The organism is Corallincola holothuriorum (genome assembly GCF_003336225.1).
Classification (GTDB): domain Bacteria; phylum Pseudomonadota; class Gammaproteobacteria; order Enterobacterales; family Neiellaceae; genus Corallincola; species Corallincola holothuriorum.
Genome location: NZ_QPID01000004.1, coordinates 323,538 through 348,086, shown reverse-complemented (window position 1 = coordinate 348,086; position 24,549 = coordinate 323,538). Strand labels below are relative to the sequence as shown.

The 24,549-nt window shown below is 51.5% G+C and carries 16 protein-coding genes; 1 reads left to right on the top strand and 15 read right to left on the bottom strand.

The window, feature by feature from the left end:
* Positions 1–49: 49 nt before the first annotated feature.
* The 15 genes from DU002_RS09090 to DU002_RS09025 all read right to left on the bottom strand — a co-directional run bounded on the left by DU002_RS09090 (position 50) and on the right by DU002_RS09025 (position 23,825).
* Positions 50–4,636 (bottom strand): DNA/RNA non-specific endonuclease, encoded by a 4,587-nt coding sequence (locus DU002_RS09090; protein ID WP_114338052.1) that lies wholly within the window; start codon positions 4,634–4,636, stop codon positions 50–52.
* 2 nt (positions 4,637–4,638) lie between these two features.
* A complete protein-coding gene (locus DU002_RS09085) occupies positions 4,639–6,117 on the bottom strand; it encodes a contractile injection system tape measure protein (protein WP_114338051.1) in 1,479 nt (492 codons plus the stop codon).
* 24 nt (positions 6,118–6,141) lie between these two features.
* Positions 6,142–9,558, bottom strand: coding sequence for a carboxypeptidase-like regulatory domain-containing protein (locus DU002_RS09080; protein ID WP_114338050.1), 3,417 nt, complete (start codon positions 9,556–9,558; stop codon positions 6,142–6,144).
* Between the two features lie 29 nt (positions 9,559–9,587).
* Positions 9,588–12,965 (bottom strand): baseplate J/gp47 family protein, encoded by a 3,378-nt coding sequence (locus DU002_RS09075; RefSeq protein ID WP_114338049.1) that lies wholly within the window; start codon positions 12,963–12,965, stop codon positions 9,588–9,590.
* Positions 12,965–16,639 (bottom strand): baseplate J/gp47 family protein, encoded by a 3,675-nt coding sequence (locus DU002_RS09070; RefSeq protein WP_114338048.1) that lies wholly within the window; start codon positions 16,637–16,639, stop codon positions 12,965–12,967. Before DU002_RS09070 ends, DU002_RS09075 begins: the two co-directional genes overlap by 1 nt.
* Positions 16,639–17,043 carry a GPW/gp25 family protein gene (locus DU002_RS09065; protein WP_114338047.1) on the bottom strand — a complete coding sequence of 135 codons (405 nt, stop codon included), beginning with the start codon at positions 17,041–17,043 and terminating at the stop codon, positions 16,639–16,641. The genes DU002_RS09070 and DU002_RS09065 overlap by 1 nt, the downstream gene beginning before the upstream one ends.
* Positions 17,044–17,045: 2 nt before the next feature.
* Entirely contained in the window at positions 17,046–17,339 is a 294-nt protein-coding gene (locus DU002_RS09060) for a PAAR domain-containing protein (protein ID WP_114338046.1), read from the bottom strand.
* 28 nt (positions 17,340–17,367) lie between these two features.
* Positions 17,368–19,119 carry a type VI secretion system tip protein VgrG gene (gene vgrG / locus DU002_RS09055; RefSeq protein ID WP_114338045.1) on the bottom strand — a complete coding sequence of 584 codons (1,752 nt, stop codon included), beginning with the start codon at positions 19,117–19,119 and terminating at the stop codon, positions 17,368–17,370.
* Positions 19,119–19,799: a CIS tube protein gene (locus tag DU002_RS09050; protein ID WP_114338044.1), complete on the bottom strand. Its 681-nt coding sequence runs from the start codon at positions 19,797–19,799 to the stop codon at positions 19,119–19,121. The genes vgrG and DU002_RS09050 overlap by 1 nt, the downstream gene beginning before the upstream one ends.
* A gap of 29 nt (positions 19,800–19,828) precedes the next feature.
* Positions 19,829–19,993, bottom strand: a complete 165-nt coding sequence (locus tag DU002_RS19355; RefSeq protein ID WP_158538013.1) for a DUF5908 family protein — start codon at positions 19,991–19,993, stop codon at positions 19,829–19,831.
* A gap of 39 nt (positions 19,994–20,032) precedes the next feature.
* Positions 20,033–20,479, bottom strand: a complete 447-nt coding sequence (locus DU002_RS09045; protein ID WP_114338043.1) for a phage tail protein — start codon at positions 20,477–20,479, stop codon at positions 20,033–20,035.
* A gap of 16 nt (positions 20,480–20,495) precedes the next feature.
* Positions 20,496–20,930 (bottom strand): phage tail protein, encoded by a 435-nt coding sequence (locus tag DU002_RS09040; RefSeq protein WP_114338087.1) that lies wholly within the window; start codon positions 20,928–20,930, stop codon positions 20,496–20,498.
* 33 nt (positions 20,931–20,963) lie between these two features.
* Positions 20,964–22,451: a phage tail sheath family protein gene (locus tag DU002_RS09035; RefSeq protein ID WP_114338042.1), complete on the bottom strand. Its 1,488-nt coding sequence runs from the start codon at positions 22,449–22,451 to the stop codon at positions 20,964–20,966.
* A gap of 85 nt (positions 22,452–22,536) precedes the next feature.
* Positions 22,537–23,271, bottom strand: coding sequence for a hypothetical protein (locus tag DU002_RS09030; protein ID WP_114338041.1), 735 nt, complete (start codon positions 23,269–23,271; stop codon positions 22,537–22,539).
* Positions 23,268–23,825 (bottom strand): DUF4255 domain-containing protein, encoded by a 558-nt coding sequence (locus DU002_RS09025; protein WP_114338040.1) that lies wholly within the window; start codon positions 23,823–23,825, stop codon positions 23,268–23,270. The genes DU002_RS09030 and DU002_RS09025 overlap by 4 nt, the downstream gene beginning before the upstream one ends.
* A gap of 199 nt (positions 23,826–24,024) precedes the next feature.
* Between DU002_RS09025 and ybaK the strand changes: the two genes are divergently transcribed.
* Complete coding sequence (ybaK, locus tag DU002_RS09020) at positions 24,025–24,495, top strand: Cys-tRNA(Pro) deacylase (protein ID WP_114338039.1); 471 nt, start codon at positions 24,025–24,027, stop codon at positions 24,493–24,495.
* Positions 24,496–24,549: the final 54 nt, after the last annotated feature.

The window sequence follows — 24,549 nt, the reverse complement described above, 5'->3', positions numbered from 1 at the left end:
AGTTCCTTTGCCCTCTGCAAACTAGAATCACAACCACCTGAGATAACCACTATCTAAGCCGAATATAGTTTTGTTTTCGCCATGTTGTTAATTGATTAAGATTAACTGACGGTTCGATATCTGCCGCAACAGTAGCCAGCGCATTGTATGAAGCAAAACCTTTTCCCTTTGTAGAGGATTTTCGTTTCTCCTCAACCGCCAATAAAATTGCGATCGCCTGATCGGCGGAGATAGGTTTACCCGGTTGATCTGTCAGCGGCTTAGTACTGGTAAGCGGATTTAACGCCACCGGCACTAACTTGCTCATACTCTTAACCGCATATCGGTCGACGGTGGGTTGGATTGGATTATTGATGCTCCAACTTTTTTTACTCAGTTCCGTATATCCCTTACCTTTTCTCTTCAGCACTGACGCCGTCACCGACAATGAAATAGGCACATGCACTTCAGCATCAACAATACTGGCAAACTCGGCAGCGTGAGCCGGATACGCTTCTTGTAGAGAAGACTTCAAAGCGTTTCCTCCCGGATGACCACTGCTGTATTTAGGTGTCACGCTATATTGCATAGTGGCACCCGCACTCACCCCTTTTTTCACATAGCTTTCGGCCTGTACTTCATGCTGATGATTGCCCGATTGAGATAGAGGTGTCAGATTTTTCCACTCCTTGCCCGTTCCTCCCAGCTTTTGATTGAGTAAGTGTCCTCGAACATAAAAACTGGCCTTGCCCGGATTTGTCGGATGACGTCTTAGATTTAGATTTTTGTATACCGCAGTGGGCGGAAGATCGGGCCGAGATCCTTTCGGTGCATCACGATTAGTAAGCGGCTGAATAGACATTGATTTACCAAACCCTGCGGTATTGACGCCACCAAATTTTATCTGGCCACACTTAGGCGTTCCGCCAAACAGGGAAGCTGTCTTAACGCTTAACTGCGTAAGCAAGCCATTAATCTCACGACTTTTAGCTTTCTTAACGGCATCACTTTTTGCGCTACTTAGCTCTTTGCGCGTCCGGTCGATATTTGCCGCAATCACTTTTGCTTTGTTCAGCCGCGTAATTTGTTTCGGTTTTAGATCTGCCGGTGACAACGAATTCAAAAAGCTACTGTAGGTATGCTCTTCACTGCGCATCACCAGCACTGCGCTATTACCCTGCCCTTTAAACAACAGCGTATGAGTTTCGCCGTTATTGGCTTTAAACGACTTTTTCGCCTTCCACCACGCCACCAGCTTGCTGACTACTTTTTTGGCGACTTTTTTCCCTCCTTTCAGCAAGCGCTTACCCACGGCTACCGCTTTATCCACCAGAAAATCAAACAGGCGCGTCACCGGTTTAGCGGCGGTTTTAATGATCCCCTGGATCATCCCCGCTAGCCCGCCGAGATTCAGCAGCGATGCCAAAAACGATATCGCAATTGGGATAATGCGAGCCAACGAGCCTTCAACCGCTTTCGCAGCCTTGGTCAACACACCTGCGGCTATCGACGTAATGGCACCGTAGATAGACAAGATAAAGGCTTTAATACGCTGAAAGTTGCGCACGAAGAACATCACCAGATCGAACAGTAGCTTGAGCACCTTGTAGAGTGCTCCGATTGGGTTCAGCATCCCCAGCAGCCAGGAGATCCCCGCTTCAATTAAACGGAAAATGACAAACTTGCGTATCTCCGACATCACCATCTGTTTCAGGTTGGCCAGTTTCTCTTTCACCATCTCCCAAAGCACGCCCGGCCCTTTGGTCACCAACTGGTGAATGATCGTTACGCCTTTGGCGATCCCCTCCATCACCCCGGCTGCGGCCGGAAACCGTTTAATGATGCGCGCTTTAAGATTTTCCCAGGTGAGTCCCATGACCTGCCGGACAAGGCTAAATACACCCTTGGCATCAAATTTTTTCGGCAAAGTAATGGGAACAGACGACATGGCACCGGTGAGCCAACTCACTAAACCGGATACCAGATGAACACGGATATGTTTTACAAAATTGCGCAACCCCATCCCCACGGCTTTGCAAAGATTTTTGATGAACTTATCTGGATTAACCAGAATAGGTACAACCTTGCTAGCCGCACGATTAATGAAATCGAAAATAGGCTTAGGGCTGATACCGGCAATGTCACAGGCGGCACGGATCGCGATTTTTAGCGCTTCGGTAAAATCGCCCGTGAGCACGGCACCAACAATTTGTACTGCGGCTTTTAATGCGGTTTGGAACACCGCAAGGATCTTATCCAACGCCTTGCCGATAAACCCGGCAACGGCTTTCACACCGGCAATCGCTTTGTCGGCGATCGCGTTAACCGCCTTCACCGCTTTATCGACTACCTTGTCGATCAGCTTATTGATCGCCTTGGCAAGCTTAGGAAATAGTTTGCCGATGTAACGGGTGACCTGTTTTTTCGCCCAGTCACGAAACTTGTTTAGCTTGTCCACCACCCATTTGCGAGCCTTGTTTATCAGGCCAATGGCCGCATTCTTCGCCTTATCGATAATGAACTTGACCGCTTGGCGCATTTTGGTAAAAACAACGTCTATCGCCTTGCTGATCGCTTTCACCGCAGATTTAATTGCCCCTTTTACCTTTTGCCACCAACTCTTTTTCTTCTGCGCCTTTTTCAATTGCTTTTTCTTTACCGCGGCGTCAGCCTCTCCTTGCTGTTTACGTTTATCCGCATCCTGTTCCGCTTTCTTAAGGGTGTCTGCAGCGCCTTTCTCAGCACCTTTAACTTTCGCCTTAACCGCACTGTCCACCGAGCTTTGCTCTTTACTCGCTTCCTGATCGAACTGCTTCAGCTGCTTGTTTGTTTCTGCAATGCCAGCACGCTGTTCTGCGGCTACCTGCTTGCGATTGTCTAAGACCTGCTGGCGTTGCCTAGCTTCTGCCTGCTGGTTAATGGCGGCCGTTTTTGTTTTCGCCTGTTGTAACGCTTTCCCCTTATCACCGTCCCGCTTGCTAACCGCTTGCTTGGTCTGTACACGCGCTTTGTCCAAACGCGCATTCATCTTCTGTTTCAAGGTCTGGTCTGCTTTCTCTCTTACCTCTGCGGGGATCACCGCACTGGCGTAGTCAGTGAGATGCGAGTTAGATGCTGTCACCAAAGGTGCAGGCGCAGGAGTCACCATGACCACACTACAATCCTGCTGCACCGTTTTTGGCTGGATCTTATCCTGTCCAGGGTTGGCTTTTATGCTGCTCACCAATGCTTGCTGTTTGGTGGAGACTTGACGCCGAGCGTCACTGCGCTGGCGAACCACACGATCAGGATCAGCCTCCCCTTTTAACGCCACTTTCTTCGCACTGCCTGCTTTGGTGTTCACCCCGGGATCTGTGGTTTTAATATTGGCGGTCAAGCTAAGCACTTTCGCTTTTAACCACTCCCAGAAGTTCATTCCTTTGCGGCTTGGTTCAGCATCCAGCTGCTTAAGGGATGCACTGTTGTTCGGTGCGGGGGCTTTATCCTTATGAGGAGTGGGCACTGCAGGTGTCGGATTCGGCGCGGTTACCCCGGAGGCAATATCCTGGGGCGTTGTTTGCTCTGTTCCTGCTTTTTGTTTAACTGGCTGTTTGCCTTTCAAGTCCACTTTCAGCACGGGGACGTTTTTAACTTCTTTCTGGTGTTCGCTGGTCAATGAAGCACTGACATTGGTTCCCAGTTTGGCAGCGTTAACCGCCATCTGCGACGGCGAAGCAGAACTAAACTGTTGTACGACATTATCGGAAGCGCCACTAAGGGCGAGCGGCGCTATCTTTGCCGCAACCGCTGGCGGCGCAGAAACTTCAGCGGGGAGCTTTACTGTCACCTGCGCAGACTGCTCAGCCCCTGCTTCCTTGGCTCCCGGTTTTGCTGTTTCACTTTGCTGCTCGTCTTTTTCTTTTGGCTGGTGGGCAGAGGCAGGCAGATCGGCCGCACCGCTGTGCGGCTTGATGACCTTGACATCATTAACTTTCGCCAGCGCCGCGGCTTGTTCTGATGTTGGCTGTTCACGGTGAGTTTGCCCCTGCGGCTGTAATACCGCTTGCAGCCCGTTGGTGGCTGGAGCTGCATTGGCGGGTACAGCGTTTTGCGGCGCCGTATTTTGGGGAGCAGTATTTTGATGAACAGTATTTTGGTGAGCAATATTTTGTGTTGCTGCGCTTTGTGAGGCTGTGTTTTGGTGAGCAGTACTTAGTACGGCGCTGTTCTGCTGCGACTGCGTTTGCCTGCTATTTTGTGCGGCACCCGCTTGTTCGGTTTGTCGCACTTCATTTGCCGATATAGGAGTGGCATCCGTGGCAGGCTCCGCTTCTGCTATCTCTGCACCATCTGTACGCTGCTGTTGGTTAGCGGCTTCTCCCTGCAACGAGCTATTCTCGGTAACCACCTCTGCCACGGCGGCTGTTGGCGACTCTCTGTGCGGCATCTCTCGCGGCTGCCCATCTGACGCTGGATCTTGTCCTACAACCTGTGGTTGCGACGTCGTGATGACACGCCCCTCCCTGCTGACTTGCCCCTCTGAATGAGCTGGCTGGCGGCCTTGTCTTGCACTGGCAAGGGTTAGGCTGGGGTGAGTATCGCGCTGCGTAGTTGCCGATAGCACGCGACTGCGCTGACGACTGCTTTCAGGGGCGATGGCAAGCGTTTTCACTGGCATGGTCAGTGCCACTCAACAAACAGCGGCTTAGTTAGCCACGGCAACACAATCAACTGATAGGTCCAAGGCAACTGCTGCAGCAACAGATCGACAGAACGGAGTTCCACCTTTAAGCGGTAGCCTTCATCCAAAGGCATTAAACACCCTGAGCGTTGCAGGAAGGTTTCACGTAAGCCCGCCACCGATGTGTTCTTTAAAATCGACCAGTGGGAGATAACCTCGCAAAGCAGTCTATCTAACTCGCTGTATACCGCTGGCGGCAACGCCAGAGCGTGCGGCACCGGCTCACTAAATTCCATCCCCAGTAAAAACTTGGCAAAAACAAGTTCCCCCTCCTCTGCCTGCTGCTGACCCGTCGCGAGATAGTGCAGCGCAAATAACGCCTGCAGTTGGTGGGCATCTGCAAGACGCTCAGGGCTGTCACTGCGCAGCCATCCCAACCGCTGAAATAACGTTGGTAAAAATGGATGCAACAGCAGCACACCGCAGTGGCAAACCAACCAGGAACTCGCCTCCGCTGGTGGGTCATGGGCTTGCTTTGAAGTTGGGGGTAAATCATCAGAAGATGCTGTTGACGACGAGTGTTGCTGCAACAGTTCGTTTGCTTGCGGCTCGCCATGGCGGCGTTTGCTCCACATCGCTAGCGTCGCGAGTAGCTGCGCCTGACTGACCCCGCTAAAAGCGTTATCAGGAGAAACAGCGGTACTCTCTGCGCCTGTGATATCACCAGCCACAGGGGTTGCCGCCGAAAGTGCCGTTAACTCACGCCAATTAACCGCAGACAGCTGGCTGTTTGGTGGTTCGCGCACACCGATCCAAACAGCAAATAACCGGCACATCAGCTGCGTTGCTTCCGTTGTACTTTGGCTTTCCAATTCTGCAAGGTAGCGCTGTCGTGCGGGAGACACTGTGGCCACAAGCCAATGAATAAAACGCGCAGAATGTTGCAGGGCCATCCGGCAAATCTGATTGTCGTCAATGCCATGTTGACGTAACCGCTGCAACAGATCCCCAGAGTCACCGGCACTGGCCATTAATCTGGTTTCCAGCTCACTGATAGCGCCGAAGTCGGCACCGTTATGGAAAAATCCGTTTTGCAAATAGCTCAGGTAACCGTTGATTAACCACTCTGCGTTGGAGTGGGTATAGAGCTGCGTGTCTGTCCCTGGCTGCAGTTGATCATAAATCTGACGTTCAATCTCCCGCGTCATCCCGGCTAATGCTTGCTCTGCGGTGTCCTCTGGCGGCAAATCACCCAACCGCAGGGTTAGCCGTGGAATATGGATAACGGCAGCGTCATCGCTGCCATCGCTTTGCTCGTTAAGCCGCTTTAACTGAGCTAGCAGCGCTTGCTGAATACAGGGCGCATAAACACGCTGAAATCGACTCGCCCAGTGCTGATGCCAGCGCGCACCAGTCTCCGGCTGTTCAGCCGTTGATATCTGTAGTCTGGTTCGCCGGATCTTTACCCTGTCATCCATACCAGTACCCGTTCAAAAAGTGGCTTAGCCACGGGTTTTACTGGGTTGCAGTTGCACAATGACCTCTTCGCGCGGCGAGGTCATCAGTTCTGTCTCCCGCTGTTGTGTAACAAACCCTTTGGCAGACACAGTCACTTGATAAACACCGGGTGCCGCAGTGAACACAAAGTGCCCTTTCGCCATCTTCACCTTCACCGCTTGTTCTTCACGATCAACCACCGTCAGCACGGCATGAGGGATCACTTCCTGTTTGCTGCGGGCAACAATAGACTTCGCCGGTTTACTTGCAACACTCCGTGCGACCACAACGCGGCCAGACACTTTGATTTTCTTAGGTATAGGTTTTGGCTTAGGTACGTAATCGAGATCGGTGCAATCACTGTCACAACAGCTGGTTGGCAAACAGAAATCCGCCACTACCACCCACTCGTTTATCGGGTCATCTGGCGCCACGGCTCTGACGGCATCTAACTTCTCCAAGCGATCCATCACCACCGCCTCGCTTAGCAACGACACTTCATCCCGCGGCGCAGCCATCGCCACGGCCGCTTCATGGTTAGACTCATTCGCTACAGTGGCGACGTGCACACTTCGCGCCATTGCTGGCATCGCATCAGTGGTTGTGTCAGTGGCCACTTCTGGCGCGGAACGATTGGCCGCTGGCTGCATAGCCATCAGTCGCTCCTCATTGCCATGACGACGCATTACCTCAGAGATCTCCCTGATCATCGCTCGTTCGCTGTCATCACTGTCGCTAACACGGTGGGCAAGAGACGCTACAAACTCGGTAGAAAGCATCGCATTCGGCAGCATTTCAGCCACATTAAAAGCAGGCTCGTCGGTCTCTTTTACTGTTTGCAATTTCTTATTGAGCGCATCCAACATAGAGCGGTGGGTATATACGAGTACTAAGGTGCCTCCCTTTGGCACACCGCACTTGTGAGCCAACCCCGGATGCTTATTCAAGTACCCTTGCAGTGAAAACTCGGCAAAAATCTGTTTCACCCGTTTTTGCATCTCCCCTGCCAGATTTTTCAACAATGCGCTGGAGGTCAATGTACTCAACATGCTGACCTGATTACTAATACTGGCACGAAGCTTGGCACCGTCACCCTCTGCCGGACGCGCCTGAAATGCCTGAAACGCTTCGCTGAGCCCCTTCATTTCGGTATCAAAATCATCGAAATCGAAATCTGCACCGCTGCTCACCGACGCCTTGGCCATCAGCGCTTCGGTATGGGCGATCATTCTGACGGTTTCATATGTCTCTTCGACCTCGTCATTGGACGCCTCTGCGCCCATTTTCTGCCGCATCCGGTCATACAAGCTGCTGCTGTTTTCGGCGGCTCTGACTGACTTATACAGAGTACTGATTTCACTCTGCTTATCTTCATCATCATCCAGCATGTCGAGAATATACTGCACCTCCAGATCGCCCTGCTTCACCTCATCTAGCACCATCTCTGCGATATCGTTGGATTGCATAGACTGCGCTGCTATTGCCGTGATCGCCCGGCTTCTTTCATCATCCATGCGCTTGGCTTCAACGGTATTAAAGGTTCTGTGGCCGCGTTCTAGACGCATCAGAGGGACGCTATCTGCAGGTTGGTCTGATGCGGTCTCTCTGCTGGGTTCGGGTTGTTCTGTTGTACTCTCCTCTGCTGCCATCACATTCATCACCAGCATCTGCGGCGAATATGACACCCTCGCTAAGGCATATAACAAGGCAAGCAACAGCTGAAATATCAGTGACAGCACCAGTAACAGCAGCATATCCAGATCGCCGGTTTTGCATTTAAACAGACGCATTAAGGTCTGATCTTTCTGCAGCAACTGAAAAGCCTGAAGCTTCGCTTCCGGTGTTGTCATCGATTCAACCGAAGCGAACACCGGCTCGATACTGAATGGCAAACCGTATTGCATCTTTTGTAGCTTTAACGCTGCGATGGCTTGCCCCAAACCTTTGCCCAACAGTCCTTCAACACGATAGAAATCGTGGTCGTCTAATTCATGTGTCAGAGGATGAGGCGAGCTACCGGTAAAAGCGTAGCCAAACACCTGCTGCAAACGCTGATTTGAAGTCGCTTCCCCATGCCAGTTCCGATGCAGATCATCCAATGGCCGTAACTGGTAATAGTAGGGTATTGCCTGTTGTGACAATGACGCACTCAATCGACTGGGCGTGATCCGCAACGACTGATTTTCCAACGCATCAAGGTAGAAACGCTTCATCAACAACCACGTGCGGTAATAGCGTTGCTTCAGCAGGCTCGCGATCTGTTGCTGATTGTTCAGTTGCGGGCTGGAGTAAAAGCCGTGGCGCAGAGGAATCGGTTCCGTCTTGCCCCCCAGCGCAAAATCTATATCTGCTGGTTGCGCCTTGGTTTGATTATCGGCATGGGCTTTAATTTGTGGTGCACCAAGCAGCAAATGAAATGGGAATCGCGTCGGCTGCGGGCAGCATATCCCCTGATGTTGCAGTGCCAGTTCGAGAAATTCATTGTATGAACTCACGATATCTTTCAGCCGGTCGAGCTGATGAATATCGGTAAACAGCTGCGGTAAATTGCTTATGTTGGTTTCCGGTACCGGAGCCAAACCAAACCAAGGGCCGTTGGGGAATTCGGTGGCCGGAAAAATCTCATGGAGTAGATACTGGTAAACCTCAAAACTGAGCTGCAACTGCTGCGATAGCTGTTGCCACAATGCTTGTGCTTTCTGCACTGCTAACTGACGTAGCTGCAATAAGCTGTGGCTATTGGTCGCCGCCATATTGAGTGTGGGAGCAAACAGGGGCGCTAACGCTTCGCGCTTACTTTGCCAATCCAGATCTCTGGGGGTCAGAAATTCTCGTTCAGCGGTTTCCTGCGCCCACAAGGTACGGGCATCTTGCTTCGAGATAAGTAAACGCCGAACCGGAAGCAGCTCACGCGCCCCCTTGTCAGAGCAATCGTTAAGGTCACAACGTTTCAGCGACTCGACGTTGACCTCCAGCAACAGCAACACCACTTTGTCTTGCAAGAACTGTGGGGTTAGCGCCGTAGCAACGGGTTTGTTAGGCTCTTCTATGTACTCGTCAGTGACCAATTCCCACAGGTCAAAGTTGTTGTCGCCTAACAGGCCGCCAGCTTGTGCGACTCTGTCGTTGAAGCCGTCATCATCCACCATCACCGCGGTCGGCAGCTGATAGCTGCGACTATGGCTATAGGTCTCGGCATCAGGCAGCAACATCAGCAGCCCATTTGAGGTGACGCCACATCCACGACCAATTGAAATAGCATTGCCACTGCCGCGCGTTACCTCTAAACCACATACCCGGCCTATGCCTAACATTAAGCGCCGCGTCGATGTGTCCTGATCATTTAACCAGGTAGAAAGCTGATTGAGGTGCGACGACGTCAATACCTGGCCACTTTCAAAAACGGGATAGAATGTTTGCATAATGCTACCCAGCGTAAGCTGTTCCTTGTCTAGTCAACGCCCAAATTAGTGCTGCCAAGGCGAACGGGTGTAGTCGTATCATCATCTCGGCAGTCATGAAGTACTGCCGCAGGATAGACACTCTTTAATTGTGCTAACTGTGTGATCAATTGGTTCTGTGCCTGCGTCAAACTGGCACTGTCGAATGGTTGTGTCGCCATCTGCTGACACCACTGCTGATAAACCTGCTCTAACTGCTCCATCTGATGATGATCTATCCAGCAGATCTTTAAATGGATATGGGCCGGGGCCTGCTCGCGAATGGTGTGTTCAAAGAAACGGCGGAAGCCAGCTTGCTGAAAGCGAGTTGGCCAATAGGGCAAAATCACCGAGGCACGGAACGAATAGGGATCTTCGTCACCGCAGCCGCTACTGCTATCGATACACGCGGTGAGTAAACGGGCTTGGTCGGTGCGAGGTCTGAGCAGCAGATGCTCAATTAAATAAAACCCTTCACTGGCACAATGAATACCGCCGAGGATCTCGCGATAACGATCAATCACATCTCTGGCGACTTGATCAGCATCGGCCACGGTATCGAAGCCCTGCTCATGCACCAACAAATCATCACCAACCCGCAGAGATAACTCGATCGTTCCGGGTCCGCCACTGCTATCAATATGGAAATTCTTCCGTTCACGCACGCCGACAAACAAGCGAGCAGCGAGGCTCATCGCCTCCTCTCTGCTGGCAAACAGCGCCACCGACTTAAAAAGAATAAACTGTTGGCGATCTTTGATCTCAAGACGATAATCATTGCCGGTCTGACGGGTATCAAACAGCACGCTGGCAGGGTCTTCCTCTGTTGCCTCGGCGCTAACCGCCGTATAGCGCTGGCGGATCGCTGTGGCTAGTGCCGCGGCATCTGCAACGCTCAGTTCGGCATCATGGGTCAAGCGAACGGCGTCCACTTCTATCGTCAGCGTCTGGTGTCCGTCGCTGTCAGGCTCACTCAAGAGAATGGCGTTATCTGCATCCAGACCGCCATAAAGCAGAACCGCCTGCGCCATCGCTTCGTCTCTGCTAACAAACAGCTCCACCGACTTAAACAGCAAATGTTGCGATGGATCTTTTATCTCGACGCGGAACTCATTGCCATGCTTACGCGTGTCGAAAAGCGTTGTAAGCAACTTGTCGCAACTGAGATCCCGCCGCGCGAAATTGTCCATACTGGTTAACAACGCGACCCTTTTTTCCAGCCCTGAGACATTGTCACTGTTCCAGATGGCTGCAAGAGCTGTGGGACGATAGTTAAAGCCGCGATTGCGCTCACGACTAATCACAGGCAACGACTGCAGGAACTGGGTTTTGTCTGTGATCAGCGTTTGGTTGCTCTTCAATGTGTCGCCATTTTGCTGATAGAGCATCAGCACATAGTCATTGAACTGCTCACCAAAGCGCGCCAACAGATGATCCAACAAGCGGTTTTTCCGCGCCTGATAACTCGCTTCATCCTCCCACAATGCGCTCCGTTGCAGCTCATCCTGCAACTTGCCTTTGTCGATATAGAACTCATCTTCAAAGGTGCCTAATGTGGCCTGAATATTGGATAGGTATTGGCTGTAATAGGAGTGTTCAGCGCCGCTGTCGAGAGAAAACAGGTGGGGAAGATTGGCCAGTTGTGCCAGGTAGTCAGCCAGTACCTGTTCAAAAAACAGTAAATACCCCTTCATTTGCCGAGCTTGCTCAATTCGCTGAGGCTCAGCACCGGCTTTCAGTCCCGCTTCGCCAATTTGATAGGTTTGCGGGAAATCATGTTGAACCGGATAATGATCCTTGGTGTTTCGGTACTCACCCACCGGGGCGATCAACGCCTCCTCTGAGCCGCTATAGCTGGCTTTAGCCGCCGCAGCCCGTAGATAACGCAAAGTAGACTGAAACTCGCTGCTCTGGCCTAAATAGGGGATGGAACGCTTGAAAAACAGCACCTTGGAATGAGCAATTGTCAGCACGGGTTGATGGCCGGGGCTGATAGACAAACACCAGCGTTCGCTATCGCCGCTAGGATGCCCCGCCGCACTGTACTTACGTAAACTCAATGACTTTACCGCCACGACGTCATCCAGCGCCATAATAGCGGCAATAATGTCAGAGCTGTGGATGGCGGTGCGTAATTCACTGTTGGCAAGTTCATCGGCTTTGTTAAAGCCAGGTTTGGTAAACACCGGCTGCGCTTCAATCCCTAACGCAGTGTCGGAAACCTGCAACTCACGATTGATATAGGGGCCGGTATAGACCTCATCGGCAGGGATCCCCGCCGCCAACATCTCACTCAAACTGTAATAGTGCACTGGCGGATTAAGATACTGTTCCACCGCAAAATAGACATGCGCCTGTACCAGCTCGAGATCAGCAGCGGGCGCAACTTCAATATCACTACAGATAGCAATATAATCGGCAGCCACCGTGGTCACAGCACGATAGTCTTCACACAGGTTACGGCTGTCGTGTAGCGCTGCGGAAGCATAGGTCAACACCTTCAAGATCTGCGCCTGCTTGCGGGCGAAACGCAGCAATAGATCGTCTCCGGCGGGCGATAGAAGCATCAACCAATCATCGTCAACAGCAGGATCAGGTGCCGGTTGCTGCAGTTGCAAGGTTAACGGCGCTAGATCACCTGTACTGAGCGAGACCCGCACATTGATCCGCCATAAACTCACAGGCTCAAGGGTGACAGTTGGCACCTCTTGTGTCAGCCATTCGGCAGCTGCAGCCCACTGTTGCAAAGCATCAGAGGTCAACAGCAACGCCGTTGCTTGCAGATAATCCAGCGCCCCATCACGCCCTTTAAACAAGGTACTACGCAAAACAAATGTCAGCTCTGATTCGTTCAATGTACCCAGCTCAGGATCCGGCTCTAACTCCAGCAACACCTGATATAAGCCGGACAGATGCAGCGACTCATTATCCTGACCTGAGGAATTTTTCGGATCTAGGCTTAAACGCTCGGCCAAATGATCGAGATAAATGGGCACTTCACTCGCTGGCGCTTGCGGATCGGTCAGGGGCTGTAGCCAGGCATTCCTAATCCCCTCAATTTTCAGCAGTAATTGACGATAATCGAGTTGAGTTAACGTGGTGTTGGGGAGAATATCCTGCGCAGGGAAAAACCCTGAGATCTGGCTGTCACTAATGTAACCAGATTCTGGCACCAACAGATCTTTCGTGCTAAACGAGGCGCGGTACGAAAGATCGGTCAAAGCATAGCTAAGCAGTTCCAGGGTGGTGATCCCTGGATCATGCAGATTATGGTCACTCCAGGTTTCAGCGCAAAACTGCTGGATATACTCCATACCCAAGGCACGCAATTGCCCGTAGTCCTGGCCGGTTTCCAGCTTAGTGTCAGTTGTGAGGGTTAAGGATTCCATCACGCACACCCTGCAATTGAGAAGTTATGGTTAAGGTGGGAAACCAATACTGACCGCGCCGACGACGCAGTTATCAGATCGAGGTCTCGGCTTAACCAGCTGGGATCACTGTCATTGATATCAACACGGTGGAACATCAACACATCGGTCACGTAATCGACGTAAGCCTGCTGTTCGATAAAATTGATCAACATCGATTTATGCCAGCTACCTGCGAAGTCCAGCTGCGCGCCGTCACCATACGCCCACGGCATCAGATGGCGATCAACCTCCTGCTTTAACTGCTCGATATAAAAGTCGGTATCTAGGATCTCTGGCTTAAATGCGACATTCAGCTGCAGTTTGATCTCTTCGACCTGCGGATTTTCAACACGCAACTGCACAAAGGGACTGATCCTAGAACGCAGATATTCAGCAATTTTTGCCAAGGTTTGACGCGTGTTATAAGGACGATTAGGCGCCTGAAAATGTCCGTCGATCATCTGCGGAATCGGCACAATCAGGACTGAACCGGGTTTACGGCCATTCACAATCGGTTGCGATGCGCCTTCACACAAGGCGCTATGGTTCAGGCAACGCACCCGAAACACCTCGGGGAACTGTGCCAACACCAACTGCTCGTAATCCCAGGGTGATACCGCCCGTTGTTTATGTCGCAGCCGTTCGCTGATCCGAAGCGCGTATCCGCTATCAGGCTCTGCTGTGCTGCCACCATATGAAGCCAGCGGCTGGTTCACCGCTTTTATACCGCTGTCACTCAACACCAGCTTACTGATCGTTCCTGCAGGCAGGGTCGCCACCTCGTCCAATGCGCTGCTCTGATACGCTGTTGTGGCTTGCGGTAGCACCTCGATCAAACGACAAAGCGCATCGACATCTTCAGTCACCGATAACCGCAACCAATGTAAGCCTGAGGGCAGAATAGCGTGCTGTGTATCCGCAGCTTCCGGGATCACCAGCGTGATAATGCCGGAGCCTGAAAGCGAGTAGCTGCCATCAATGGGTTTGGGGTTATCAAATGGCTGCCACTGGTCGCCGACTAAATAATCCCATTGCAGGGTCGCCAGCTCTTTCAGCGGATTAGCGCTGCCTTCTTGAGCATGAAATAGCAATGACAAGGATTGCGGCGGTTGCAGATCGGCGATCCCGAGATAGAGCTCGCCCGCCTGTTTATGTTCTGGAAACAAGCGATGTTCGACGGTAGATGTAGCAGCAAGGTCAATTTGTCTGACCCCAAACAGGTCATGGTGATAAAACTCCGTTTGCGTCGCCGCCACACTTAAATAATCCACCAGTAGCTCAGTCATCACCGGTGTGTATGGCGGTTTCGGAATAGCGCTGTCGTAGCTGTAATAGCTCTTCTGAGTGAACGCTGGTGATGTCACGGTTTTGCCGATCAGCGCCAAGCTATTTTCAGCAGCGAACTGATGATGACCAAAATTAGAGCCCAGGGTGAACTTAACAAAACCGCTAATGCTGCTGGTTTGATAGCTGTCACCATCACTATTGAGATCAGCCACCGTGTCCAAATTATCGAGCCAGATCCCTTTTAGATACGGAGCGAAAGCAAGACGGGTCAAATAGTCCAGTTGCGATAACAGCGCAAAGCTACTCTCATCTTCGCTGGCGTGGCCAGAGCTATTTACCAACTGCAGATAGGCATGAATGTCAAACTGGTCTGCAGCGTTAACGAAAAATGGCACTTCCGCCGCGACGGGAATGGGTTGCCAAACCCCCTGCGCTAACGTACTGACGTGACAGTGAGCATTCAGCGCGGTGATATGCGCTTTAAAGTGGCTCTGATAACCGAATGACTCCTGCCACGAGGCACGGAGCACCAGTAACTGCAATGGCTTACCAAACAGCTCTTTGCCACCGAGTATTAACTGACTTCCGGGCTTGGGTTGCGGCCCAAACGGCATAAACGGCTTACTGGGATCCAGCACGCCGTGATCGCCACTAAGTGAATAGTGACGACTACCAATCACTGCCACATCAAGCAGCAAATGGCTAAATTTGAGGTCGATAAGGTTGGCGAACTGGCCTGAGTCTGGATCGATCCAGATCCGCAGTGCGGGTGTTCCTTGCTTGTAACCGGAGCCATGTACTTTGGGGTTGTAACAAGTTATCGCAGGAACGCTACCTTCTAAACGAATGACAAACTCCAGATCATCGCCGATCCGCTGTACAGACAATTGCGTTGAGTCAAGATCCAACCACGCTTTTTCGGTGGTGATCGCAGCTTTAAATGCCAGCGCCCAGCTTGCTGACGCTGGTGCAGACAGTTGTGCTATCAAGCGGATAAAGCGTTGCCCATCGGACAACAGCAGCTGACGATCAGCCACTACAAAACCCAATTCAGCCTGATTGCTGTCATTAGCAGGTCCGAAAGCTGGCCAGCTGGGATCCGATTTTGGCAGGGCTTGGCCTTGACCATCAGCACTATTAGCAACTGATGAGGTATAAGGGATCTCGCCATTATCGGTGACAACACGGCGAAAGCCCCGTAGCTCTTTGACCGTGGCACGATTAACCACAAAGTCACTTTGCAAAGCAAACTGCAGCGGCTGCCCGCTGGGAGACTTACCGGCGTCGAGCAAGCTGCCTTTGGCCAGCAGGTGACTTTTAACCTGCTTGGCTGGGGTCAATACCACAGCGACTTTTGCTGGTACCGCAGGCTGTGGTGGGATCTGCAAAATGTCGCGGTAATAGTAATCAAGGTGCCGACCAGTGAAGCGATTAAGTATTTTTTGCGGTTCTTGGTAAAGTTTTACAAAGGCTAACCAGAGACCATAGTGGGGCGCGTGATCCCCTTGCAACAAAGACTGCGACAACGCAGCGTTCGCTTGCTCAACGATCACCGCCATCGCCGTGATAATCGATTCGACCGAGTTAACCAACAGGTTGTAATTCAACGCATCCTGGATCTGCTCAAAGGTGCCACTTGCTTGTAGGTAAGGGTTGGTCACCGCCGCAATCGAGGCATAATCAATAGCAGCCAAATCAGCTAGATCGGCACAGCGCTGCTGCCATAGCGATGGCCAGGTTAACGGAGATAAACGGGAAGCCACAGAGCCAGGTAGCAATAGGTACGGCGATAAAGGATCGGAACCAAGATTAAGTAAATTCGTATCTAAGGGCTGGTCGCTAAACCCCTGCAAGGGAGCAGCCAGTGCACCTTTGTAATATCCCATCAAGCTGGTCAGTGGCGAACTTAAATGGCGTTTCACCCACGCATCAGACTGGAACACTAGTGGATGATCCTGTGGCAATAGCTTCAAGCTGTCGTTCACCTCTGCGAGGAGCAGAAGGGGCAGATGTATTTGCAGCAAGAAATACTGATTAAGCACACTGCTATCAGCATTAGGATCACTGGCGAGAAAGGTTTTAAGCGCCTGCGAAAAAGTAAGGTACTGGCGATAAGGTAACTGGCTTAACCCTGCCAAGACAACGCTGACATCTTGTTGGAAAAACGGCTTCCAGTCGCTGCTTGCATTCGCGCCGGGACCATAAAAACGGATCTGTTCACTGTAGCGTCTGGCAAACAGTAAAAAGTCAGCCAGAGTTCGCTCATCGACTTTAAAATGATCGGGTGACAGCGCAGCAAGCTGTCGACTCTGCTGATCAGAGCCTCTACGATGCAGCGGATTGTCTCGTTTACATGAGTCAGTCACTATGCTTCGCCCTCATTGATGTAAAAGGGATAAACAAAGTTGAAACGGGAGTTAGAGCCGCGCACCAAATATGAGATCGCAATATCTAATACCCCCTGCTCGGCGTTAAAGCTCACCCCCACCTCCTCCGCATCAATACGCGGTTCGTGATAGAGGATCGCGGTCTCAATCAGGTATTTGATATAGCCAAGGTTGCCGCTATTCATCGGCTCTTGCACCATGCTTTGCAAACTGCAACCGAAGATGGGTTGCATCAGCCGCTCGCCCAGCGAGGTGGAAAAGATTATCTGCAGACTGGCATGGATATCATCGATACCCGTGGTCATAGCCACCTCCCCTCGCCCACGATCAAAACTTGGAGGGAAGCTCCAGCCGCGTCCAATGATCTGCTCCGAATCAGCCATGATTAGCCTCCTATCAACACGGTCGGATCACCAGCAACAATGACACCACCATGGGCCGTACTGTCACCCAGTCGTGCCGCCGGAGCACCGCCAATCAATACCGTGGATGAGCCCGATGCAATGGTATCGGGTGGGCCAACACAGATAGCCATATCACCAACCCGAGCAGCAGGCATGCCACCAATCAACACGCTGACGGCACCGGGAGGCGAGATGATGCCGCCAACATGCGGCACCGGCCCGGGACTGATCATCGGACACGTATGAAAGTCATTCACTCGCGCTGCTGGCTTCATCGAAAATCCCTCTTATAAATGCCACTCACTAATTAATCTGAACCAAGGAGCCTTTGACCACGGTATTGGCACTGCTTTCTACTTTCGTGCCGGCTTGCCCGCTGAGATTAGCTTCTCCGTTGGCAGCGATATCGATACCTGTTGCTTCCAATTTGATATCTCCGCTGGCACTCAGCGTCAGGTCTTTAGCGGAAGACAAGCTGATCCCCGCCTGCTCCATGGTGATCTTATTGCCATGTTGGTCTTCGACCACGATCGTGCTTTGGTCATCACTGATGGTGAGGCTATTGCCCGCAGGGGTTGCCACCATCACGCTCGCTTTCTCATCATCAATGGTGAAAGCGATCCCGGAGCGGGTCGTCCACCCTTTCTCATGGTTATCATCACAGGCTGCAATCGGAGGTGCCTTACCACTGCTATGTAGGCTGCCAAGTACTACTGCGGAATGGGGATCGTTATCAAATAGCCCAACGACCACTTCATCACCAATCTCTGGACGACAAACAACGCCCCGCTGATCACCAGCGTCCAGTGTCGCTAATCGGCACCAGATGCCGTCATGGTTAGCATCAATACTGGGTAGCTTTACCAAGATCCGCTCTTCGCCCATGGGATCATCTTGTAATTGTGTTACCACTCCTATCTGCAATCCCGACACAAAACCGGCTGCCGAAGCAGTAGCAAACGGCGATTTAGTCGTTGGCGGCATCAAGCAATGTTCAGTTTGCGGCTGCGGGCTCATCCCCACTTGTAGCGTGGTTAACCAATTTCCACGACTAACCACATGCCGGAGCCCCCCCACCCAAGCGGTGCCATTAAAACGTTCACCAAATCCCTGCAATTCAACCCAGCTACCGATTTGGAACGCTGCCACGCCCTGTACCGTGACTGTTCCCTGAACTTTAGCCAGCTGTTGCCGAGCAACCAGAGCATTACTGGCCGATTGCAGTTGCTCGATAGCAAAGCTGCCGCTGGTTGTTTGACTCATTGGTTGGTTCCCAGCAGCTTGCGCCAATGCCTGCTGCGGGATATTTCCCGGTGCACTGAAATTAACAGGTGTACCGGTCGCCGATGTCATCTGCTGATCTGCCGGTAACCATGCATGACAGGTCACCTCACTAAACTGATTACGCGCATCCAGCTGGAAATCACATTCGATCACATCAATGCCATATCTCACGGCGATTGGGTTCACTTCATCAGCGACTTCACTGATCCGCACGGTGCCATCCTCAGTGGCAATATAGAGGCCATTGAGCTCCACACGTTGCAACATCAGCTCCCAATCACTTTGCCGAAATTGCACAATTTCTGGATGAGTAAACTGGGTGTTTACCGCAGTTAAGGTCAGACCTGAGTAGTCGGAGAGTAAACGGTCGAACAAGCCTGAATCAGACAACTGCTGAAAGTAGCGGGACTTAGCAGCCTGCGCCATAACGAACGCGCCATCTCGGCACTCCACTTTCAACCGACTGGTTCCGTTTTCAGTCACCTTCAATTGTTGACGCAGCAAAATCCCTTTAAACAAGGATGTCTCGCGACTGTTGTAACCCACCAGGATCTCAATCTCTGCACCCGGCACCAACGTTGCAGCACTGCTATGGGCAAACGTCGCACGGGCAGGATCTCCGTCTATCAGCACGAGGGTCGCGGATGCGATTTTGTTGGCATGACGGCGGATATCAAGCATCTCGACTTCATAGTCAGCGGATAGCGCAACACCGTCTGACTTTAGGGTGAAAGTAATGAGGTCGCCTGTATTAGGTAGGGTTCTTGGCATCAGCGCTTCCCTTCTACTGGTGGGAAGAGCAGCTCGTCGGCGGCGCTGATCTGCCGCAAATTATTTAACTGATTAGCGGCAGCCACCCGATAGTAGAGCGTCGGATCGCGGTAATATTGGTGGCATAAAGTCGCTAGGTGTTCATCGCCCTGAACCCGATGGGTATGGGTCACATCAGGGGACTTGAGGTTGTTTTCAAGGTTCTGCTGCTGCTTCGGTTTATGCTCAACAAACACCGCCGACAAATTGGCTCGCAATGGCGTACCGTTGGGACGAAATAGCGTGTACTTGATAGTGAATGACTTCAGTACGCAACTGACGACAAACTGCCCCCACTGCAATACCAAAAAGTGGTTCCTATGGGTTTGCCCGGTGAATCCGGTGGTCTTCTCAAACAGCTTTATTTGCACCGTCACATCAGGGCTTGGGCCACTGGCACCTGTGCCATCAAGCAGGAAATCAAAATTGAATTCACGGGGCGGGATAGATACCTGCTTCGCTTCTTTCGCTGTTGCTCCGGTGGCAACCTGACCACTATTGAGTTTGACATCGTTTTTGACAGAAAAGCTCTCTGGATTAAATTGAACAAGAAACGGCGCACCACCAGGTAAGGAGGACTGAACGCCTTCGCCCTGTAAAAAGGGGGTAATTTTGAGCTTTTCGAGGTAACCATCAACCACAATAGATTCTCCGCTCTATCTGTCTGCCACTATCGTTCTGACTGACGTTCTAATACCGCCAACACTTCATCCACACACTCGCGGATCAACTGCTCACGATCGAGATCAGACAACGCCTGCTCCGTCGTTGTTTCTGCACCCGAAGGTGACGTCACTTCAGCTGTCACGATCAATTCATCAATGACAATGGGCATCGCAACCTCCTGTGGGAGTATGAGTAAGCATTATTCGCATCAATTCACGGTAAAATACTGGTAAGCCAGCTCTAGGGTTTCGATAACGACCGCGCTACTTTCGGCGTTCAGATCCGACAGCTGCCAACGCTTCGGCCAAGCGTTAATAAAGGTGTAGGTTTGCAGGGGTTCATGTTGTTCATTCAGCAGAGTGACCCAGACCGTGACCGGCTGAATATCCATTTCCTGGATCGCGGCTCGGCACCACTCTCTTAACTCTGAGTCCTGCAGCATGCCCCGCTTCAATACCAGGTCTGGATATTTGGCTCGCTTGGGTAGGCGCTGAATAAAACGGTTTTCTCCCCCCTCGGTGACACTCTCCTCATCTAATTCCATCGATAAGCCAGAGACATCACGAAACTGCATATCATAGGAGGCCGAGGAGAGAGCGAACTCCACTCGGAAATGAAACCCCACCATGGGATAACCAACGCCAGACTGCACCATCGTTCAAGCACCCTCGCTAGTCGTTTTGGATCACCAAACCTTCGTGCACCAACTCGATACTTTCTATCGCGACTTCGTTACCTTCCGCTTTCAAATCAGTCGATTGGATCTTAGTTGGCCACGCGTTCTTGATTTTCCAAACCATCACGGGCTCATGCTCTTCATTCAGCAGACTGATAATGACGTCTCGGCGCTCAATGGTGTTCATTTTGACGCTGTTGTACCAAGCGAAATACTCGTTATCAGACTTGAACACACCACGCTTCATGGTGACGTTGCTGAACTTCTGCATACCGGGCATCTTGATTTTGCTGTATTCGGGATGCGCGCCACTGCGGTATTCAATCACTTCGGTTTCAACATCCAGCCCACTCACTTCTGAAAAAGCGATGGACTGTCCGCCCCACTCCACGGAAAAGTGAAACTTGGGTAAGGGGTAGTTATTAGCCATGATCATTCCTCACATTCAAAGTTGGGTAACCGCTCATGATTCCTGCATCTTGTGGGAGAACTTCAGCACAATGAACTCCGCAGGACGCACTACCGCCATACCTATCTCGACATTCATGTAACCATTCAAAATGTCGTCGGCTGTCATCGTTTGATTGAGGCCTATATGGACGTAGAAAGCATCTTCTGGTTTTGCGCCAGCAAGCGCGCCATCGCGCCACTGCAGTACCAGGAAGTTTTCGATCATGGTTCTGACCTTGACCCAGGTATTAGCGTCATTTGGTTCAAACACGAACGCCGAGGTGGCTTTCTTAATCGACTCTTCAACAAAGTTAAAAAAGCGCCTGACTGGCACATAGCGCCACTCATTATCGTTACCGGCCAGGGTGCGAGCGCCCCACACCAACACACCTTTACCGGCAAACGCACGGATCGCATTGACCGACTTACCCGACCCCGGATCGACGTTGAGCCCGTCGTTAATATCGTTGGTGATAGTAACCGCAGGCTTATCGACGAGGGCTAAGCCGACATTTGCAGGCGCTTTCCATACGCCTCGGCTGGCATCAACGCGGGCATACACACCGGCCACTGCAGCGCTTGGCGGCAGAGTCACTTTGCCGTTGTTTCGAAGAAAGGCTTTGACCGCGTTGTAAACCGTGGTTTGGCTCTGCACCACTGACGCGTCGCTGAGCAGGGTATCCGCAGCGATCGGGCCTGGAGCGGAGGTTTCTGTGCCATCATCAGCCACGCTGATCACTGTGTGGGTATTGATAGTGATCGCGCCATCGCCGGTGAGGAAATCGATCGAAGTATCAAGGTAAGGAAAGTAGGCGGCGCCATACTTGATGATATCTTTGTCAGACAGCACCTGCCCTCGCAGATGGGTGGTGACTTCTGCATTCGTATCTGTGCCGCCAGTAACCGCATTACGGACATCGGCAATGGTAAACCGATCCTGCAGTTTGGCGCAGCTAGTCAAAGCCGCATCAATAATATCCCCCACCCCGCTGTCCGTGCCTTCATTGCTGGCGCGGTGAGAACAGGCATCAGGAAAGAGATAAAGCGTCGGCTCATCGTACTCTTCCAGTTTGGTGATCGCTGCCGTAAACAACCCCGTGCTGTACGCCGTGCTGGATGTGTCACCAATAGAGACCACATAACAAGGGCCGCCACCATTGGCAAAGTACAGCAGCATGCTGTAATAGAGCATATAAGGGGGAAACCTTGGCTTAGTGCCATCAAAGCTCACCGTGGTTGAAAGCAGTTTATTGCCGGTGCTCAACACCTTCTGTGAGACATCGACACTAAAAGCTTGCAATGGCGCCCGCCCAAATCGCGCCTCATATTCCACCATGGAGGTAATTCGAGTGGGGGTATTGGGGATCGGGTTGCCATTTTCATCCTCCGCCTTTTCGGTAAATCCAATAAAGGCAGGAATGGCAGTCTCCACAGCGGCAACGGAGGGAGGGAACTTGGTGATCTCTTCAATATAGACCCCGGGGGTATTATACGAAGCCATAATCAGTCCTCTTACTGCGGCTTTCATTAGCCACAGGGTTAACGGTTGTTAAATACCATCAACAGACTTCGGACAAGGTCCCTTGCTAACGGGGTTCTACACGAGCCACAAAACGATAACCTTGGGCAGGCGCGAGCGCTTGAGATTGATTGATAAATACCGCCACCAATCCATGCCCCCCATCGCCTACCAGATTATCGTCAAAATAAACTGTCAGCCTTTGTGCCGGCGCATTGTTAGGCGCCAAGGTGTATCGGCCAAACGGCAAGCCGGAAAAATCGACAGAAACAGGGGTATCGCTACCTACCTGTGTTACCGCAATAGATTTCACAATGGTTTCCGAAAATTGTGCCCTGATATCTATCGCTGAAGCGCCAATAGGCAAGTTCATACGCGCTTGGTAGTGCTGGGAAACAATGAGTGCACCATCCTGCTCACCCAGCAGCGCTGTTTGACTGAGAGAAGCCACTGCCGTTTGGCGAAGACTGCCATCGGCAGCCCGGTTCTGCAGGTGCATATGTCGCAAGCCAAGGCCTGCGAAATCAGCTTGATAGCGTTGATAAAAGCCGTCAGGTAAACGGATAGAAAAATCAAACTGGGTTAGCGCGCTGATCGCGCCAATAACGGGGGACTCCGCCCACGGGTTACGACTGTAATACACCTCAGCCATATTGTTGCGTTTCCTAAATAGCAAACCGTGATTGGCCATTCGCTTACTACAACGCCCAGTCGGAGAGAATCTAGCAGCAATAGGCAAGCCGCTGTCATTGTCGACTAATTCGATACTAAACAGAGGCAGATAATCACGGCGAAAACTCATGGCTTAATCAACCTCGTATTCACTTGCATTGAGGTAATTTCAGGGCCTGACACTGATTCTTGCGCTTGGATTTTCACTAGTCGCACTTTGTACAAAATCGACGGGTAGTAGCTGCCCCCCAAGACCCCCCATAACTGGTTTAACTGCTCGAATCCGACGTTATGCAGATCGAATACAAGTCGCTCCAGCCCGGCGGGCCAAAGGTTGGGATCAGAGGCATTGTTATGATCAAAATAGCGCTGGGATTGAAACCGCTCAACCGTCTGCGACAAACGCAAAAGGCTGGTTTCATATTGGCTAAAATCAAATGAGATCAATAGAAACAAATTGAGTAATACAGGGGGCTGTTGATATTCGAATGAGTTGAGCGTTCTTACCGTGTGACTTTGATTTCTAAGGGCTGATTCTTCAGCCAGACTCACCAGAGTAAGCCGGACACCCGCACTACCAATATCTTTTAGTTCATGGGCATGTCCCAGCGTCACCTCAGTATCTGCAAGGCTGAGATACTCTCTGACCTCTCTGCGTATATACTCCAGTGCATCTGCAATCATGTCGCCACATCCCTGTTACGTCGATTGGGAACTACCCTATACAGACCCTAGACAACAAAGCGGTAGATGGCGAACCTGAGAGCATCGAAAACAGCTATTGCGTTGAAAAGTTTAAAAATATTATTTAGAAATAAATAATAGCCGCACGAACTATAAGGGGTAACTGAATAACCAATGACTAACCTAACGAGAATGACCAATGACGCCAGCGATTAACCTTGCCAAGCAGCAGGCGATAGTGCACTGGGTCCATCAGTACAAACACGATCCCGCAACTGACTCCTATGGCCTGGAAGCAGCGGAGAAACTCGACGTTGACGCTGAGAAGGTATTCAAAACATTGGTTGTACAGCTAGAGACTAAGGAGCTTGTCGTTGCCGTGATCCCTGTGTGTCATAAACTCAGTATGAAATCGTTAGCGAAAAGCTGTAACGCCAAGAAAGCAGTCATGGCACCGCAACAAGCGGTAGAAAGAGCGACCGGATATATCCTCGGTGGCGTCAGCCCCTTAGGGCAAAAGAAACGCCTCCGCACGCTAATCGATGAGTCAGCAAACGCCTTCAATACCATCTATGTCAGCGCCGGAAAACGGGGATTAGAGATCGAGCTGGCTGCAACTGATTTACGACGTCTGATCAATGGCAAATTTGCTGTGCTGACTTGCTCCTAAGTCACGCACAGCCAGCACACCAAGCAAGGATTTCAATACAAAAATTCCACATGA

Bases quoted from the DNA above. Each gene is read 5' to 3' on its own strand.
- DU002_RS09090 (WP_114338052.1), bottom strand. From the start codon at position 4,636: ATGCCAGTGAAAACGCTTGCCATCGCCCCTGAAAGCAGTCGTCAGCGC.
- DU002_RS09085 (WP_114338051.1), bottom strand. From the start codon at position 6,117: ATGGATGACAGGGTAAAGATCCGGCGAACCAGACTACAGATATCAACG.
- DU002_RS09080 (WP_114338050.1), bottom strand. From the start codon at position 9,558: ATGCAAACATTCTATCCCGTTTTTGAAAGTGGCCAGGTATTGACGTCG.
- DU002_RS09075 (WP_114338049.1), bottom strand. From the start codon at position 12,965: ATGGAATCCTTAACCCTCACAACTGACACTAAGCTGGAAACCGGCCAG.
- DU002_RS09065 (WP_114338047.1), bottom strand. From the start codon at position 17,043: ATGGCTGATTCGGAGCAGATCATTGGACGCGGCTGGAGCTTCCCTCCA.
- DU002_RS09060 (WP_114338046.1), bottom strand. From the start codon at position 17,339: ATGAAGCCAGCAGCGCGAGTGAATGACTTTCATACGTGTCCGATGATC.
- vgrG (WP_114338045.1), bottom strand. From the start codon at position 19,119: ATGCCAAGAACCCTACCTAATACAGGCGACCTCATTACTTTCACCCTA.
- DU002_RS19355 (WP_158538013.1), bottom strand. From the start codon at position 19,993: ATGCCCATTGTCATTGATGAATTGATCGTGACAGCTGAAGTGACGTCA.
- DU002_RS09045 (WP_114338043.1), bottom strand. From the start codon at position 20,479: ATGGTGCAGTCTGGCGTTGGTTATCCCATGGTGGGGTTTCATTTCCGA.
- DU002_RS09040 (WP_114338087.1), bottom strand. From the start codon at position 20,930: ATGGCTAATAACTACCCCTTACCCAAGTTTCACTTTTCCGTGGAGTGG.
- DU002_RS09035 (WP_114338042.1), bottom strand. From the start codon at position 22,451: ATGGCTTCGTATAATACCCCCGGGGTCTATATTGAAGAGATCACCAAG.
- DU002_RS09030 (WP_114338041.1), bottom strand. From the start codon at position 23,271: ATGAGTTTTCGCCGTGATTATCTGCCTCTGTTTAGTATCGAATTAGTC.
- DU002_RS09025 (WP_114338040.1), bottom strand. From the start codon at position 23,825: ATGATTGCAGATGCACTGGAGTATATACGCAGAGAGGTCAGAGAGTAT.
- ybaK (WP_114338039.1), top strand. From the start codon at position 24,025: ATGACGCCAGCGATTAACCTTGCCAAGCAGCAGGCGATAGTGCACTGG.